At 58.7% G+C, this 15,836-nt stretch carries 11 protein-coding genes; 5 read left to right on the top strand and 6 right to left on the bottom strand.

Annotated elements, in window-relative coordinates:
* Nucleotides 1-561: 561 nt before the first annotated feature.
* On the bottom strand, nucleotides 562-3,600 hold the full coding sequence (uvrA, locus tag PHU01S_RS24570) for an excinuclease ABC subunit UvrA (RefSeq protein ID WP_127510350.1): 3,039 nt from the start codon (nucleotides 3,598-3,600) through the stop codon (nucleotides 562-564).
* A gap of 113 nt (nucleotides 3,601-3,713) precedes the next feature.
* Nucleotides 3,714-5,708: an excinuclease ABC subunit UvrB gene (uvrB, locus tag PHU01S_RS24565; protein ID WP_048745391.1), complete on the bottom strand. Its 1,995-nt coding sequence runs from the start codon at nucleotides 5,706-5,708 to the stop codon at nucleotides 3,714-3,716.
* A gap of 365 nt (nucleotides 5,709-6,073) precedes the next feature.
* Between uvrB and PHU01S_RS24560 the strand changes: the two genes are divergently transcribed.
* The 3 genes from PHU01S_RS24560 (at nucleotide 6,074) to PHU01S_RS24550 (ending at nucleotide 9,532) form a co-directional block, all read left to right on the top strand.
* On the top strand, nucleotides 6,074-6,895 hold the full coding sequence (locus PHU01S_RS24560; RefSeq protein ID WP_048745388.1) for a flagellar motor protein: 822 nt from the start codon (nucleotides 6,074-6,076) through the stop codon (nucleotides 6,893-6,895).
* A complete protein-coding gene (locus PHU01S_RS24555) occupies nucleotides 6,879-7,682 on the top strand; it encodes a flagellar motor protein MotB (RefSeq protein WP_021882146.1) in 804 nt (267 codons plus the stop codon). Before PHU01S_RS24560 ends, PHU01S_RS24555 begins: the two co-directional genes overlap by 17 nt.
* Nucleotides 7,683-8,041: 359 nt before the next feature.
* Nucleotides 8,042-9,532: a carboxylesterase/lipase family protein gene (locus PHU01S_RS24550; RefSeq protein WP_049868834.1), complete on the top strand. Its 1,491-nt coding sequence runs from the start codon at nucleotides 8,042-8,044 to the stop codon at nucleotides 9,530-9,532.
* A 468-nt stretch (nucleotides 9,533-10,000) separates the two neighbouring features.
* Here PHU01S_RS24550 and PHU01S_RS24545 read toward each other — a convergent pair whose 3' ends face one another.
* Entirely contained in the window at nucleotides 10,001-10,333 is a 333-nt protein-coding gene (locus tag PHU01S_RS24545; protein ID WP_021882035.1) for a hypothetical protein, read from the bottom strand.
* Nucleotides 10,334-10,339: 6 nt separating this feature from the next.
* Complete coding sequence (locus PHU01S_RS27030; protein ID WP_307721826.1) at nucleotides 10,340-11,161, bottom strand: RHS repeat-associated core domain-containing protein; 822 nt, start codon at nucleotides 11,159-11,161, stop codon at nucleotides 10,340-10,342.
* A 323-nt stretch (nucleotides 11,162-11,484) separates the two neighbouring features.
* On the opposite strand from PHU01S_RS27030, the gene PHU01S_RS26490 reads away from it, so the two are divergent.
* Complete coding sequence (locus PHU01S_RS26490; protein ID WP_218032499.1) at nucleotides 11,485-11,670, top strand: hypothetical protein; 186 nt, start codon at nucleotides 11,485-11,487, stop codon at nucleotides 11,668-11,670.
* Between the two features lie 80 nt (nucleotides 11,671-11,750).
* Here PHU01S_RS26490 and PHU01S_RS24530 read toward each other — a convergent pair whose 3' ends face one another.
* Nucleotides 11,751-12,416: a Type 1 glutamine amidotransferase-like domain-containing protein gene (locus tag PHU01S_RS24530; RefSeq protein ID WP_048745216.1), complete on the bottom strand. Its 666-nt coding sequence runs from the start codon at nucleotides 12,414-12,416 to the stop codon at nucleotides 11,751-11,753.
* 18 nt (nucleotides 12,417-12,434) lie between these two features.
* The gene (locus tag PHU01S_RS24525) at nucleotides 12,435-13,700 is read right to left on the bottom strand and encodes an FAD-binding protein (protein ID WP_127510348.1); all 1,266 of its coding nucleotides are present in this window, start codon (nucleotides 13,698-13,700) and stop codon (nucleotides 12,435-12,437) included.
* A gap of 650 nt (nucleotides 13,701-14,350) precedes the next feature.
* Between PHU01S_RS24525 and argS the strand changes: the two genes are divergently transcribed.
* A partial coding sequence (gene argS / locus PHU01S_RS24520) for an arginine--tRNA ligase (RefSeq protein ID WP_127510346.1) occupies nucleotides 14,351-15,836 on the top strand: 1,486 nt, incomplete at its 3' end.

The following is a 15,836-nucleotide window of genomic DNA, read 5'->3' as shown; positions in this document are numbered from 1 at the left end:
GAATTTATCGGACATACGTTCCGTTATTCTCGAATTCGTATCCGTATATCAATACGTTTTAAAGAAATAACGGATCCTATGTCCGATAAGACGTACAAAACGCTGATTTACGCCTAATAACGGATCCTATGTCCGATAGACGAACAAAACGCTGATTTACGCCTAATAACGGATCCTATGTCCGACAGACGAACAAAACGCCGATTGACGCCAAATTACGGATCTTATGTCCCATACGAGGAACAAAACGCTGATTCACGCCCAATTCCGGATTCTCTCTCCAATACGCTAGCAATACGCCGATTGATGCTTAATCACGGATTCTATGTCCGATACGATAAACAAAACGCTGATTCACGCTTAAAGCCTCAAATCGGCAGCTCTTCCCATTCCAGAGCACGGCTTCATTGTCTTTAATCCCGAAGAGCAAAAAAACAGCCCTCGAGCGGATATGCCGCACGAAGGCTGCTGGTTGCAAGCTGCCGGACGAATTCCATGGAGAGCAACGACACGATAACGCGTTTGCCGGAAAGTCAGCTCATACTCCGTTCCCTTGAGCTCCTATTTCGAGCCCGTATCCTTCGGCTTGCGGCCTCTCTTCTTCGGCGCCTCTTCCGTGCCTCTCTTTTTCGTGGCAGCTTCCGTGCCGCGCTTCTTCGGGGCCGTGACGTATTCGCCGCGGCTCTCGGCGGCAAGCATCTGCTCGCCGGCCGCCCCGACCTCGGCAGCCGCTCCGGACGCCTCGGCGCGGGCGACCGCTTCCTCGGTCCGCTTGCGGTCGCGCTCCAGCACCGGGCCGAGGTACTTGCCCGTGTACGAGCCCTCTACCTTGACGACCTGCTCCGGCGTGCCCGTCGCGACGATCATGCCGCCGCCGCTGCCGCCCTCCGGTCCGAGATCGATGAGATAGTCGGCGGTCTTGATGACGTCGAGGCTATGCTCGATGACGAGCACAGACTCGCCGGAATCGACGAGGCGATGCAGCACCTGAAGCAGACGGTCGACGTCGTCCATATGGAGACCCGTCGTCGGCTCGTCCAGAATATAGAATGTGCGTCCCGTGCTGCGCCGGTACAGCTCGGAGGCGAGCTTCACGCGCTGCGCTTCGCCGCCGGACAGCGTCGTCGCCGGTTGGCCCATGTTCATGTAGCCCAGGCCGACATCCATCAGCGTCTGCAGCTTGCGGTGGATCTTCGGAATGTTGCGGAAGAATTCCGTCGCGTCCTCGATCGTCATATCCAGCACGTCGGCGATGCTGTGCCCCTTGTACTTGACCTCCAGCGTCTCGCGGTTGTACCGCTTGCCCTTGCAGATCTCGCATGGCACGTACACGTCCGGCAGGAAGTGCATCTCGATCTTGATGATGCCGTCGCCGCGGCACGCTTCGCAGCGGCCTCCCTTGATATTGAAGCTGAATCGGCCTTTCTTGTAGCCGCGCACCTTGGCCTCGTTGGTGGAGGAGTAGACGTCGCGGATATCGTCGAAGACGCCGGTATAGGTCGCCGGGTTGGAGCGCGGCGTGCGGCCGATCGGCGACTGGTCGATGTCGATGACCTTGTCGATCTGCTCCAGTCCCCGAATTTCCTTGTACTCGCCGGGACGGACCTTCGCGCGGTTGAGATCCCTGGCAAGCGTCTTGTACAGAATCTCATTGACGAGCGTCGACTTGCCCGAGCCGGATACGCCGGTAACGGCCGTGAATACGCCGATCGGAACCTTGACGTTGACGCCCCGCAGGTTGTTCTCCTTGGCCCCGCGGATCTCCAGCCAGCGGTCGTCGGTCTTGCGGCGCTTCTGCGGCACGGCGATGAACTTGCGGCCGCTGAGGTATTGGCCGGTCAGGGAATTCTCGTCCTTCATGACCTCCTGCGGCGTGCCTTGGGCGATGACATGGCCGCCATGAATGCCGGCTCCAGGCCCGATGTCGATGATGTAATCGGCGGCCAGCATCGTGTCCTCGTCATGCTCGACGACGATGAGCGTATTGCCGAGGTTGCGCATATGCTCCAGCGTGCCGATCAGCCGGTCGTTGTCGCGCTGGTGCAGCCCGATGCTGGGCTCGTCCAAGATGTAGAGAACGCCCATGAGGCTGGAGCCGATCTGGGTAGCCAGACGGATCCGCTGCGCCTCGCCGCCCGACAGCGTCCCCGCCGCCCGAGACATGGACAAGTAATTCAGGCCGACATTGACGAGGAAGCCGAGCCGGCTGTTGATTTCCTTGAGAATGAGATTCGCGATCGTCCGGTCCTTCTGGTTCAAATCGAGCGATCCGAAGAAGTCTTGCGCGTCCCCGATGGACAAGGAGGTCGTATAGGCGATGTTCTGCCCTCCGACCGTAACCGCTAGACTCTCCTTCTTGAGACGCTGGCCTTTGCAGCTGCCGCAAGGCTTGGCGCTCATGTATTCCTCGATATACTCGCGCATGGAATCGGAGGCCGTGTCGCGGTAGCGTCGGGCCAGGTTGTTCACGACGCCCTCGAACGGCACATACGCCTCCTTGCGGAAGCCGAAGTCGTTCTCATACTGGAACTTGACCCGCTCCCCGCCCGTGCCGTACATCAGCTTTTTCATCTGCTCGGCGGTCAGTTCGCTGACCGGCACGTCCATCGGAATGTGGTAATGCTTGCATACGGCGGCCATGAATTGCGGGTAGTAGTTCGACGTGCTGCCCGCCCATGCCTCGAAAGCACCTTGCGAAATCGTCTTGCCCGGATCATGGATGAGCAGATCCGGATCGACGATCATCTTGGCGCCCAGGCCGTCGCATTCCGGGCAGGCTCCGAACGGACTGTTGAAGGAGAACATCCGCGGCGAAAGCTCGTCGATGCTGAAGCCGCAGATCGGACAAGCCAGGTTGGAGCTGAACAGCAGCTCCTCCTGATCGATGATGTCGACGATCACCTGGCCTTCGGACAGCTTGAGCGCCGTCTCCAGCGAGTCGGCGAGACGGGTCCGGATATCCTCCTTGACGACGATCCGGTCGACGACGACCTCGATGCTGTGCTTCTTGTTCTTCTCCAGCTCGATGCTCTCGCTCAGGTCGCGCAGCTCGCCGTCCACGCGGACGCGGACGAAGCCCTGCTTCTGGATGTCCTGCAGCAGCTTGGTGTGCTCGCCCTTGCGGCCGGAGATGATCGGGGCCAGAATCTGCAGCCGGGTGCGCTCCGGATATTCCAGGATGCGGTCGACCATCTGCTCCACCGTCTGGGACGTAATCTCGATGCCGTGCTCCGGGCAATGGGGCTTGCCGATCCGGGCGAACAGGAGCCGAAGATAATCGTAGATCTCCGTGACGGTTCCGACCGTGGAGCGCGGGTTGCGGCTTGTCGTCTTCTGATCGATGGAAATGGCGGGGGAAAGCCCCTCGATGGAATCGACGTCGGGCTTCTCCATCTGGCCGAGGAACTGGCGCGCGTATGCGGACAGAGATTCCACATAGCGGCGCTGCCCTTCGGCGTAAATCGTGTCGAACGCGAGCGAGGACTTGCCCGAGCCGCTGAGGCCCGTCAGCACGACGAACTTGTCGCGCGGAATCGTCACGTCGATATTTTTCAGGTTATGGGCTCTGGCGCCCTTGATCTCGATACGGTCGCTTGCCACAGGCTGGTACCCTCCTATATCCAATAGGGCGGCCGCGAAAGGCCGCTCCTTGCTGCTTCTATATTAGAGAGCGGCAGTGCCGCTCCTTTGAACAGGGAATCCCGCCGCTCCGCTCAGCTGTCTTCGGCCCGCAGCTCGAGAAGCGCGTCGCGCAGTTCCGCCGCCTTCTCGAAGTTGAGGTTCTTGGCGGCGTTCTTCATCTCCGCCTCCAGGCGGTTGATGACCTGCTGGCGCTCCTTCTTGGTGAGCTTGCCGGAGACACCGGACAGATAGTCGGCCTTCTGCTCGGCCGCCTTCGTCGCCTCGATGACGTCGTGGATCCGCTTGCGGATCGTCGTCGGCGTCACGCCGTGCTTCTCGTTGTACGCTTCCTGGATGGAACGCCGGCGCTGAGTCTCCGAGATCGCGAGCTTCATGGAATCGGTGATCTTGTCGCCGTACATGATGACCCGGCCCTCGGAATTGCGCGCCGCCCGTCCGATCGTCTGGATGAGCGACCGCTCGGAGCGGAGGAAGCCTTCCTTGTCCGCATCGAGAATCGTCACCAGCGATACTTCCGGAAGATCGAGGCCTTCCCGCAGCAGGTTGATGCCGACGAGCACATGGAAGGTGCCGACGCGCAGATCGCGCAGAATCGCCATCCGCTCCAGCGTCTTGATGTCGGAGTGCAGGTAGCGGACCTTGATGCCGACCTCCTTGAGGTAGTCGGTGAGATCCTCCGCCATTTTCTTGGTCAGCGTCGTGACGAGCACGCGCTCGTCCTTGGCGATGCGGTCGCGGATCTCGCCGAGCAGATCGTCGATCTGCCCCTTCGTCGGACGGACCTCGATGATGGGATCCAGCAGTCCCGTCGGGCGGATGATCTGCTGGATAGGCTCTCCCGGAGCGGTCTCCAGCTCGTACGGGCCCGGCGTCGCGGACACATAGATCGTCTGCTTGTCCTTGGCCTCGAACTCCTCGAAGCGCAGCGGCCGGTTGTCCATGGCGGACGGCAGCCGGAAGCCGTGCTCCACCAGCACTTCCTTCCGCGCGCGGTCGCCGTTGTACATGGCGCGGATCTGCGGCAGCGTCACATGGGATTCGTCGATGACGATGAGCATGTCGTCCGGGAAATAGTCCATCAGCGTATACGGAGTCGCTCCCCGCTCGCGGAAGGTCAGCGGTCCGGAGTAGTTCTCGATGCCGGAGCAGAAGCCCATCTCCTGCATCATCTCGATGTCGTAGCGGGTCCGCTGCTCCAGCCGCTGCGCCTCCAGCAGCTTGCCCCGCTCGCGCAGTTCGGCCAGACGCTCCTCCAGCTCGCGCTCGATGTTGACAAGCGCGATCTTCATCTTGTCCTCGTGGGTGACAAAGTGGGAGGCCGGAAAGATCGCAACATGGTCGCGCTCTCCGATGATCTCTCCCGTCAGGACGTCGATCTCGGTGATGCGCTCGATCTCGTCTCCGAACAGCTCGACGCGGATCGCCCGCTCGTTGTTCGCGACCGGGAAGATCTCCACGATGTCGCCCCGCACCCGGAACGTGCCGCGCACGAAGTTGATGTCGTTGCGCTGGTACTGGATGTCGACAAGCTTGTGCAGGATCTGGTCGCGCCCCTTCTCCATCCCCTTGCGCAGCGACAGCACGAGGCTGCCGTACTCCGATGGCGAGCCGAGGCCGTAGATGCACGACACGCTGGCGACGATGATGACGTCGCGGCGCTCGAACAGCGAGCTGGTCGCGGAGTGGCGCAGCTTGTCGATCTCGTCGTTGATGCTGGAATCCTTCTCGATGTAGGTGTCGGTCGACGGGAGGTAGGCTTCGGGCTGGTAATAGTCATAGTAGCTGACGAAGTAGGAGACGGCGTTGTCGGGGAAGAACTCCTGGAACTCGCTGCACAGCTGGGCGGCAAGCGTCTTGTTGTGGGCGATTACGAGCGTCGGGCGGTTGAGCTTGGCAATGGTGTTGGCTATCGTATAGGTCTTGCCCGTGCCGGTGGCGCCGAGCAGGATCTGGTGCTTCTGTCCCTCCCGCACCCCTTCGACGAGCTTCTGGATCGCGCCGGGCTGGTCGCCCTGGGGCGTATAGTCCGACTTCAGGTTGAAAAGTTTCTGTACGGTATCGGCCATATGGCTCTGAAACACCTCGATTCCTCTATATATGAAGCTAAAGACCCGGTCCCAAAGACCCGGTATAGCAAGTGAAATCTACTATTATATGAATAATTCCCTATTTAACTGTATACCCCGGAGAGCCGATAAAGTAGACGTCCCCGAATTTCATAAGAATATTTGTTCCCATTCATTATACCGAGTCGTTTCTTGGCTTGCAATGAGAACACTTTGGCAATCCAGCCTGTTTCCGGACGCCCTCTCCATCTTCGGCAAGGGATTTATATCTATACCCGCAATCCTTTCTATAGGAACGCTTCTTCCGCCGCGGCGGCAAGACGTTCTGCCATATAGGGACCTACTCAAGGAGCGTGAACGGCCTCATGGACTTAACGACACTAATCGGAATCGCGGCAGGCATCGCCGCTCTGGTCGGCGGCTTCCTCTGGGAAGGCGGCGAAATGCACGGCCTGGTGGAAAAGACAGCCATCCTGATCGTCTTCGGCGGCACCTTCGCCGCCGTCGCCGTCAGCTTCCCCGCCTCCCGCCTGCGCGGCATTCCATCCGCCCTTCGCCTCGCCTTCAGCAAGGACGAGGATTCGCAGCAGCAGATCATCGAGCGCATGACCGAGATGGCGACGATCGCCCGCCGCGGCGGCGTGCTGGCGCTGGAGACGCATGCCGGCAAGCTCGACGACCGCTTTCTGCGCGAAGGCATCCTCATGGTCGTGGACGGCACGGATCCAGACCTGACCAAGGACATTCTCGAGCTCGAGATCGAGGCGATGGAGCGGAGCCATGAGCAGCAGGCCAAAATTTTCGAAAGCGCGGGAGGCTTCGCTCCGACAATGGGAATCATCGGCACCGTCATGGGCTTGATCAAAGTGCTCGGCGACCTGCATGATCCCGGCTCGCTCGGCTCCTCGATCGCCGTGGCGTTCACGGCTACGCTGTACGGCGTCGCTTCGGCCAATGTCGTCTACCTGCCGCTGGCTTCCAAAATCCGCTCCCGCAGCCAGGAGCAGGTGCATCGCATGGAGATGATGCTCGAAGGCATCATGGGCCTCCAGGCCGGAGAGAACCCGCAGCTGATCCGCAAGAAGCTGCAGTCCTTCGTCGTCCAGGACGAGCCGATGCGCAGAAAGCCGAAGGCGGCGCGGGACGCGGCAGAGGGAAAGGCGGACGGGAATGCGGCGGAGGTCTAGGCGGCGCGGCGCGGCCGCGGCTGCCCCGGAAAACCATGAGCGCTGGCTCATTACCTATTCCGACCTCATCACGCTGCTGCTGATTTTCTTTGTCGTGCTCTATGCCATGAGTCAGCTGGATGTCAAAAAATACGAGGTTCTGGCGCAGTCTCTCCAGTTCCAGTTCAACAAATCGGATGCGGTGCTGGACGGCGGCCGCGGAGTCGCCGGTCAAGCGATACAAGACGGCTCCACGCTTCAAAGCCCGGTTCCAGCCAAGCCTGTCGTCTCCAGCGCGGAAACGGGAAAGGAGCAGCTGAAGCGGCTGCAGGAGGAAGAGCTGCAGAACCTGCTGAAGATCATCCAAACCTATATCAAGGACCACAAGCTCCAGGACCGCGTCTACGTCGCCGACACGCCCAAGGGCATCGCCATCCGGCTGAACGACCTGTTCCTGTTCGACCTCGGTCGGGCGCAGCTCAAGAAAGAGGCGACGCCGGTGCTGGACAAGCTGTCGAGCCTGTTCAAGTCGCTGGACAACACCGTGAGCATCGAAGGCCACACCGACAACCTGCCCATCAATCCAGGCGGGCAATATGCCGACAACTGGGAACTCTCGGCCGCCCGGTCGCTGTCCGTGCTCCACTACTTCATCGGCAGCAGCAAGCTGGCCCCGACCAAGTTCGAGATAGCCGGGTACGCCGATACGCGGCCGGTCACCTCCAACAGCACGGAAGGCGGCCGCTCCAAAAACCGGCGTGTGGAAATCACCGTCCTGCGCACGAGCGCCGATGCGGCGGCTAAATAGAACGCCTCGGGCAGGACAGCGTTTCGGTCGTGAGGGTTGGACGCATCATACGGGTTGAACGCATCCTGCGGGCTGGTCGCCTTCTTGCAGGCTGCAATCAGATCTAAGGGCTCCTCAGGAGCCTTTTTTTTTGCATTCCAACGACCTCTGATGCCTTGCTTTAAGGCTCGATATGAGCCTTATTGGCATCCTTTCAACTCCGATGAAGAGCCCTAAATCGGCATTGCTTTAACTCCGATAAAGCGCGCTAAGTTCCATACGGCCCCTGCCTCGCAGGGTTCGCCGGACCTCGGTTGGGGTAAGGATTGATTTAGTGGTAAAATGAAAGCATCATGCTTCGCAGAGAGAGGATGTTACGCTTGGACGATCTCATTATCCGCACGAGCAGCGGCCTGGTTCAGGGAGCCCGCGGCAAAGGAGTCCGATTCTGGAAGGGAATTCCGTTCGCGGAGCCGCCCGTCGGAGCCAGACGCTTCCGCAAGCCGCTGCCCGCCCAGCCATGGGAAGGAATGCTCCCGGCTGTCGAGCCCGGCCCGCTGGCGCCGCAGCCGGTCGATCCGTCCGGCGGAAGCTTCCGGCTCGTGCGCACCTCCATCCCGCAATCCGAGAATTGCCTGAACGTCAACGTGTGGGCGCCGCAGGAGCCTTCGGCCAAGCCGCTGCCTGTCATGGTCTGGATCCACGGCGGATCGTTCGTCACAGGCGGCGGCGGACTGCCGATCTATGACGGGACGGAACTTGCCCGCAGAGGCGGCCTCCTCGTCGTCACGACCAGCTACCGTCTTGGCGCTCTCGGCTTCCTGCATCTGTCTCCTTACGCCGACGGCTCGGATGCGGATGACGGTTACGTATCCAACGCCGGCCTGCTCGACCAGATCGCCGCGCTGGAGTGGGTGCAGGACAACATCGCCGCTTTCGGCGGAGATCCGGCTCAGGTGACCGTGTTCGGCGAATCCGCAGGCAGCATGAGCATCGCCGCCCTGCTGGCCATGCCCGCTGCGAAAGGACTTTTCCGGAGAGCCATCCTGCAGAGCGGCGCCTCCCAGGCGCTTCCGGAACGGCAAGGCTCGGTGCTCGCCGGAGCCTACCTGCATATGCTTGGCATCGGGCCGGGCGAGCTGGACCGGCTGGCGGATATCCCGACGTCCGAGCTGACGCGAGCGGCGGACAAGCTGAAGCGGGCTGCCGGAGAATCCGCCGTCATGCTGTTCCAGCCGGTCGTCGACGGCAAGACTCTGCCGGACTTCCCGCAGAACTTGATCGAGGCGGGCTCCGCCGACGGCATCGATGTTCTCATTGGCGTCAACCGCGATGAAGGCGCCTTGTTCATCCCGCCCGGCATGCCGCTTCTCTCCGACGAGAAGAACGCGCAAGCCTATGTCGCCGTGACGGGCGCGCCGGAGGCGGCGGAATGGACGCGCGGTTATCCGAGGACGACCGAAGGGCAGCAGCAGCTCATGACGGATCTCTTCTTCTGGCGCTCCTCCCTGCTGCTGGCGGACGCGCAGCTTCCGTACGCTCCCGTTTGGATGTACCGGTACGATTTCACTGTCGAAGGGCACGATGTGTTTGCAAAGGCCTTCCACGCGGCGGAGATTCCGTTCGTGTTCAACAATCTGGACCTGCTTCAGAATGTTGGTGTTGAAGTGAATGCGAGCATGCGCGTTATGGCGGAAAAGGTTCAGGACGCCTGGATCGCGTTCGCACGCACCGGAAATCCGTCGACCGCCGAGCTTGCTTGGCCGGCTTACGAGGCCTCCAGGCGCGCGACGATGATCTTCGACGCCGACAGCCGGGTCGAGCTAGATCCGGACGCGGAGAAGCGGCGGCGGCTGACCAAGAGGAGCTAGCCGTTGCGAAAAGCATTTCATGAATTTCGGGCTTAATTGGGGGGGCAGGTGGCTAGCCTTTAACACGTGACCTTCCCGTTGTAAATGTTCAGTTACTTCCTGACAATAAAAGTAGTCGGACTATCCTTCCGTTTTGTTGCGAAGAATTTTTGCTACTACGTATTTATGTGCGTAGAAAATAAATGAAGAAATTCTTGTAGCGGTAAAGCATCCCAACTATCGCTCACAAAAAACAGGTCAATCATGGTGGTATCTGACCATAATCGACCTGTTTGATGTATCGTCATAGCGTTATTTAGGTTACAAATTCAAGCAATGACGTACGCACAACAAATTCTAGATATCTTTATACGGGTATTACATGGGTTAGATGTATTATTGGTTGAATGTTGGGTTCATTCGGCACTAGGTAGCCCCCGCCAAAAAAAAAGCCCTAAAGAAAATGAACTTTAGGGCAAAGCACGTTAGCTATAATGATTGAGGGAACAATTCCAAATATGTTCTGTACCACTCAGGGCGCTGCGCTTTAATTTGAGAAAGAACCTCTGCTAATGCAACCCCCTTTAACTGAGACAGCTTTTCATAATTTATTTGCTGCGTATTCAGCCAAATCTGACCTAAATACTCACCACAGCTAGCTGCAATCATCTCATCATAGCTATTGTCATTGGACAATTGTATTAAAATGTCCACTGTCTCAGTATCTTGAAAATTGATACCTAAATCAATTACTGCATCATCTTTTTCCGCATCTGATGCAGTTGGGTCTTTTAATATCTCTAAAAGTTTCTCTTTCTTCATAATATTTCACTTCCCTAATGGAATATGAGTACCGACACTCGACCCACCTATTTGTCCTGTAAATGGATTAATGTATGATGTCGGTGTTCCTTCAGCATCTAATCGAGCATCAAAGCGAGGTTGATTGCTTCCTGCTTCCAGTCCTGGCCTTGTACTTGTTTCAGGTTTCAGCTTCAACCTCCAACTAAATTTTCCATTGGCGTCTTTTACTCCCCATTGCTCGACGCCACCAGCAGTATCTTGTCTCACCCATCCCTTTTCTTGTGCCCAAGTTCTCAAATTAGCGGTGTTCTTAGCAATGCTTCCAGTGTCTTTAACTAAAGCATTTCCCGCACCCTGGGAAACTCTCATTTCCCGTAACATTAGCCGCTCCTGTTGGAGACTAGCAACGGAGGCTGTATTCCCACGAATAACTGTCGTCGGAAGTCTACCACTGGAACCTCCTCCGCTTGAACCGTTGACCGCTGGATTACCTCCAATCAAACTTCTAAAGTTCATCGAAGCTCCACTTCGGAAATCACGATCGAATCTTGCATGACCACTAGGATCAGTAGCGACTAAAGGATTATTCTCAACATAAGTATACTGATTCAAACTTAATGGATTCTTTATCTCCCCTTCATACGTATCTTCAATAATAAACCGCCCCACGCTCGGATCATACCAGCGTGCCCTCAGATACTGTATCCGAGCAATGGAGTCCCAGTATTCACCAGAATACAGGAATGGATTTGACTTCGTTTCTTTACTTGTGATGAGCCCGCCCCAAATATCGTACTGATACTGGTTTTGACTGGTGTTCCCTGTACTGTCACGGAGCTCCGTCACATCTCCGTGTCCGTTGAGCAATAGAGGACAATTGTTATTTACTCAACAAAAACTGGTTAGTGCAGTTGTTTTAACCACTTACAAGTATGATGCAAATGGCAATCTGATTAATAGAATCAAAGTCCCGGGGACAAAAATGGATCTACCCGTATATGAAGGCAATCGCTCTTTTAACCTCTCGGCATGGTGGATTAAACAATATGACATTAGAGGCATCCATCAAATCGTGAAAATTCAACCGAACAAAATGCTGAAGGTCAAAACTGCCGTCAATGTCCAGAGCTTGTATAAATCTAAGGTCCAGCTTTATGTCGACTATTACAATGCCACAGGACATTATTGATGCGACTGTTTCGGATCTGAGTCAAACGACGAACGGAGCTTTTCAAATAATGGAAACCCAAATCAACACACCTGAACAAGCCGCTTTGCCCGTTATTTTTCGCGCTCTGGAAGAAAATGCCGGTGGGATCATTTATGTAGAAGATGTTAATGTCACTTATGGGTAACGAAGCGTTGTTTTCTATTTTTTATCAAGCCAATGATCTAAGTCTATTTCTTTTGCTTATGACTTTCCATTCTTCAGGACCTAGAGAACGAGCTTCCCGATCACGCCGTCCTCGAGAACAAACACCCCTTCTCCCTCCGTCCTCTCCAACCCGCCATTGCGGAAGTACAGGCCGCAGTCCTCATCCACGCCGTAATGGGCGCGATAATCGGGATATCTGTCGGCAGAGGCCAGAAGCTGCTTCTCGTCCTGCCATTGGGAAAAATGAACGGCAATAGAGATTCCATGAACCAGACCGAGTCCCCTCCGGTCCTGATAAGCAGACTCCTCGTTATCCTTCGGCGAGATCAGGCAGCGGTCCGGGCTGAGCAGCGCTCCCGCCGAAAACCCCGCCACCGGAATGCCGGCTGCCTGCCTCTCCGCGATCACCGGGCCGATCCCGGTCTCGACGATATAATCCGCGTACAGGTTCGTATCCCCGCCCCCGATAATGATGCCGCTGCTGGCGCGGAGAGCTTCGACCGCCTCGATCTCCGGCGTCGTCGGAAGCGGCACATAGCGGAACCGCGCCACTCCCCGCTCTTCCAAAGCCTTCGTATAATGAGGCATATACTCCTCCCATCCCGGTCGATCCACGCACAGAATGGTTACGAGCGAGCCAGCCCCGCCGGCCAGCTCTGCGAACCGCGCGGCCAGCCCCGTCGAGAACGGCGGCCCTCCCCCGAACAAGAACAAATGCGTTTCCATTTCACTCCTCGCGTCCCCTCAATAGATGTAGCGGTTCAAAAATTCATTGCGGAATTTGCCGGCGGGATCGTACCGCAGCAGCAGCCGGCGGAAATCCGCGAGCTTCTCGTAAAGGGGCTGAACCTCGCCGGGCGGCAGCGCGAACAGCTTGGCCCAGTGCGGACGCGCCCCGAGCGGGCGCAGCGCTTCTTCGATGACGGGCAGCACGCGGCCGACCGCCTCCACGTCCTGCTTCCAAGTGAAATGGATTCCGACCGAATCCTGTCCGAAGCAAGGGCTCATCCAGAGCCGATCCGCGGCAATCGTGCGGACCTCGGAAATGTACAGCAGCGGCGCAATCAGACCCCGAAGACCGTCGATCGCGCGCAATGCCTCGACGGCCTTGTTCCTCGGGACGAAATACTCGCTCTGCAGCTCTTCCCCGGCGCTTGGGGTGAAGTCCATGCGGAAATGGGGCAGCCTCTCATGCCAAGGACCCGCGACGCCCATCTGCTCGCTGCAGACGGCTCCGGAATGGCCGGGCACCGGATGGCGGTTGTCCGTGGCGGCAACCGCTCCGAAAAACACTCCGTCCGGCTGGTCCGAGGACGCCGGATCCCCGACGCGGCGCTTCAGCCACACCTGATTGAACGAGGATGCCTTCCAGTCCGTGAACAGGCTGACGCTGTAGCATGCGGACAAGATCGCTTCGGCGTTCCGCTCCAGCTGTTCCAGCGGCAGCTGCTCATACACATGCTGGGTCATCTCGAAGGTGGGAACGATATCCAGCGTGACCTTCGTGACGACGCCCAAGCCGCCAAGCCCGACGACCGCTCCGTGAAACTCCTTGGCATCCGGCATGTCGCGGGAGAGCGTCACGGTCTCTCCGTCGGCAGCGACCATCTCCAACGCATGGACGGCGGCAGCCAGATTGCCATTGAGGACGCCCGAGCCGTGCGTCGCCGTGGCGATCGCGCCTGCGACCGTGATATGCGGCAGCGACGCCAGATTGTGCAGCGCAAAGCCTCTCTCATGGAGATAGCGGGCCAAATCCCCGTACCGGATGCCGCCTTCGACGGCGACCTTGCGGTTCGCGGAGTCGAGCTCGACGACCCGGTCCAGCTTTTGCAGCGAAATCAGGCTCCCGGCCGTATCCGCGATGCCGTTGAACGAATGCCGCGAGCCCAGCACCTTGATCCGGGAACTTCGAGACACCCATTTCTGTATATCCGATACACTCTTGGGGACCAGAATCTCCGTTGCTCCGTACTTGTAATTGCCTGCCCAGTTGCGCTCGTTGACCATTCTCGTCCACCCTTCCTCCTATAACCGATGCCTATATCTTGTACTTCGGGTTCCATGCCGCGAATCCCTACCTGCGTTCGGCACGATTCATGGCATTGGGCTCGTAAATACGGCATAAACCGCCAAGAGGAGAATCAACAGCAGGAATCTCGGAATAAATAAAAACAAGCAAAACAAGAGCCTTTCACGGAACATAAAGGAAGGCCATTTCAGAGGACGAGTGAACTAACATGGCGGCCTATCTTCTCCCGTCAGACTACATGCTTTTTTACTGGGTCTTGCACATCCCCCCAACCATCCGCTATACTGGGAAAAATTTAATTGCGACAAGCGATGAACGGGGAAGTACCCGGCCGCGCCTGCATGCAGAGAGCCGGGAGGGTGGGAACCGGCTGCGGCAGGCCGGGGAAACGGTCCCGCGAGCTGGCGCCCGAACTCCGCCTTGCGGCGGATGCGTAGGCGCGCCCGGACTGGCCGATACCCTGCCGAGTTGCCTCCTGCTTGCAGGTCCATGCTCTCCAACCGGGAGCATGTCCTGCCCGCAGGAGGCCGACAAGAGTGGCACCGCGGACCTCACAAGGCCTCCGTCTCTTTTGAGACGGGGGCTTTTTGCCGTTCTCGCATGCAAATCGAATAAGGAGGAATGGACGATGACAACGCTGAAAAGATCTGCCGCTGCGCTGCTTGCCCCGCTGACGGGGCTGACCGGGGAGGAAATCGCATCACGGCTGGAATACCCGCCCGATGAAGAGATGGGCGATCTGTCCCTGCCCTGCTTCCCGCTGGCCAAGGAGCTGCGCCGCTCCCCGGCGGCGATCGCGGAGGAGCTCGCCGGCCGGCTGAACGGCGAGACCGATAATCCCGCGCCGGCGGTTTTGCCGGATGATGCGGGATGGAAATCAAATGCCGGCCTCCTTGGGACCGAATTCGGCGATGGACCCATCATTCATTGGCATGCCCATGCCGCCGGCGGCTACGTGAACCTGCGCGCCGCAGGCACCGGCTGGATGGAAGCCCTGCTCCGGGAAGCGGAGTCCCCCGGGCTCGGCCAACTCTCCGACGGAGCAGGCAAGAAGGTCGTCATCGATTATTCCGCTCCGAACATCGCCAAGCCGTTCAGCATCGGGCATCTGCGCTCGACGGTCATCGGGCGCGCCTTGGCGAACCTGCACCGCGCGGCGGGGTGGCGGGTCGAGACCGTCAACCATCTCGGAGACTGGGGCACGCAGTTCGGCAAGCTGATCGCGGCCTACAAGCATTGGGGCAGCCGCGAAGCGCTGGAAGCCGACCCCATCGGCGAAAGCCTGCAGCTCTACGTCCGCTTCCACGAGGAGGCGGATGCCCGTCCCGAGCTTCTCGACGAAGGCCGGGATTGGTTCCGCCGCCTGGAGCTGGGAGACGCGGAAGCACGCGAGCTGTGGTCCTTCTTTATCCGCGAAAGCCTGAAGGAATTCAACCGCTTGTACGACCGCCTGGGAATCGAGTTCGATCATATTCTCGGAGAAAGCTTCTACAACGACAAGCTGCAGGCCGCCGTCGCGAGGCTGGAGCAGGCCGGACTTCTAGAGGAGAGCGACGGGGCTGCCGTCGTCCGCCTGGACGAGGAGAACCTGCCTCCCTGCCTCATTCTGAAGTCCGACGGCTCCTCGATCTACGGCACGCGCGATCTGGCCACGGCTCTGTACCGCCGGGAAGCCATGCAGGGCGACAAGCTGCTTTACGTGGTCGGGGCGGAGCAGATCCTTCATTTCACTCAGGTGTTCCGGGTCCTCGACAAGCTCGACGGCTCCTGGAAAGACGTGCAGCGCGTGCATGCGCCGTTCGGCCTGATGAAAATGGACGGCAAGAAAATGTCGACCCGCCGCGGCAAGGTCGTCTTCCTGCAGGATGTGCTCGACGAGGCGGCGCAGCGCGCCCTCTCGGTCATCGACAGCAAGACGCCGGATCTGCCGGACAAGGAGGCCGTCGCGGAGGCGGTCGGCATCGGCGCCGTCGTCTTCGGAGACCTGCGCAGCCGCCGCATGCTGGAGGTCGACTTCAATATGGATGAAATGGTCAGCATGGAAGGAGAGACCGGACCTTATCTCCAGTACACGTACGCCCGCGCCGCCAGCCTGCTGCGCAAGGCGGCAAGCC

The sequence above is a fragment of the Paenibacillus humicus NBRC 102415 genome (assembly GCF_004000905.1).
In the GTDB taxonomy this organism is placed as follows: domain Bacteria; phylum Bacillota; class Bacilli; order Paenibacillales; family Paenibacillaceae; genus Paenibacillus_O; species Paenibacillus_O humicus.
Note: the sequence above shows the minus strand (reverse complement) of the source record. Positions and strands in the feature narration are given on the sequence as shown.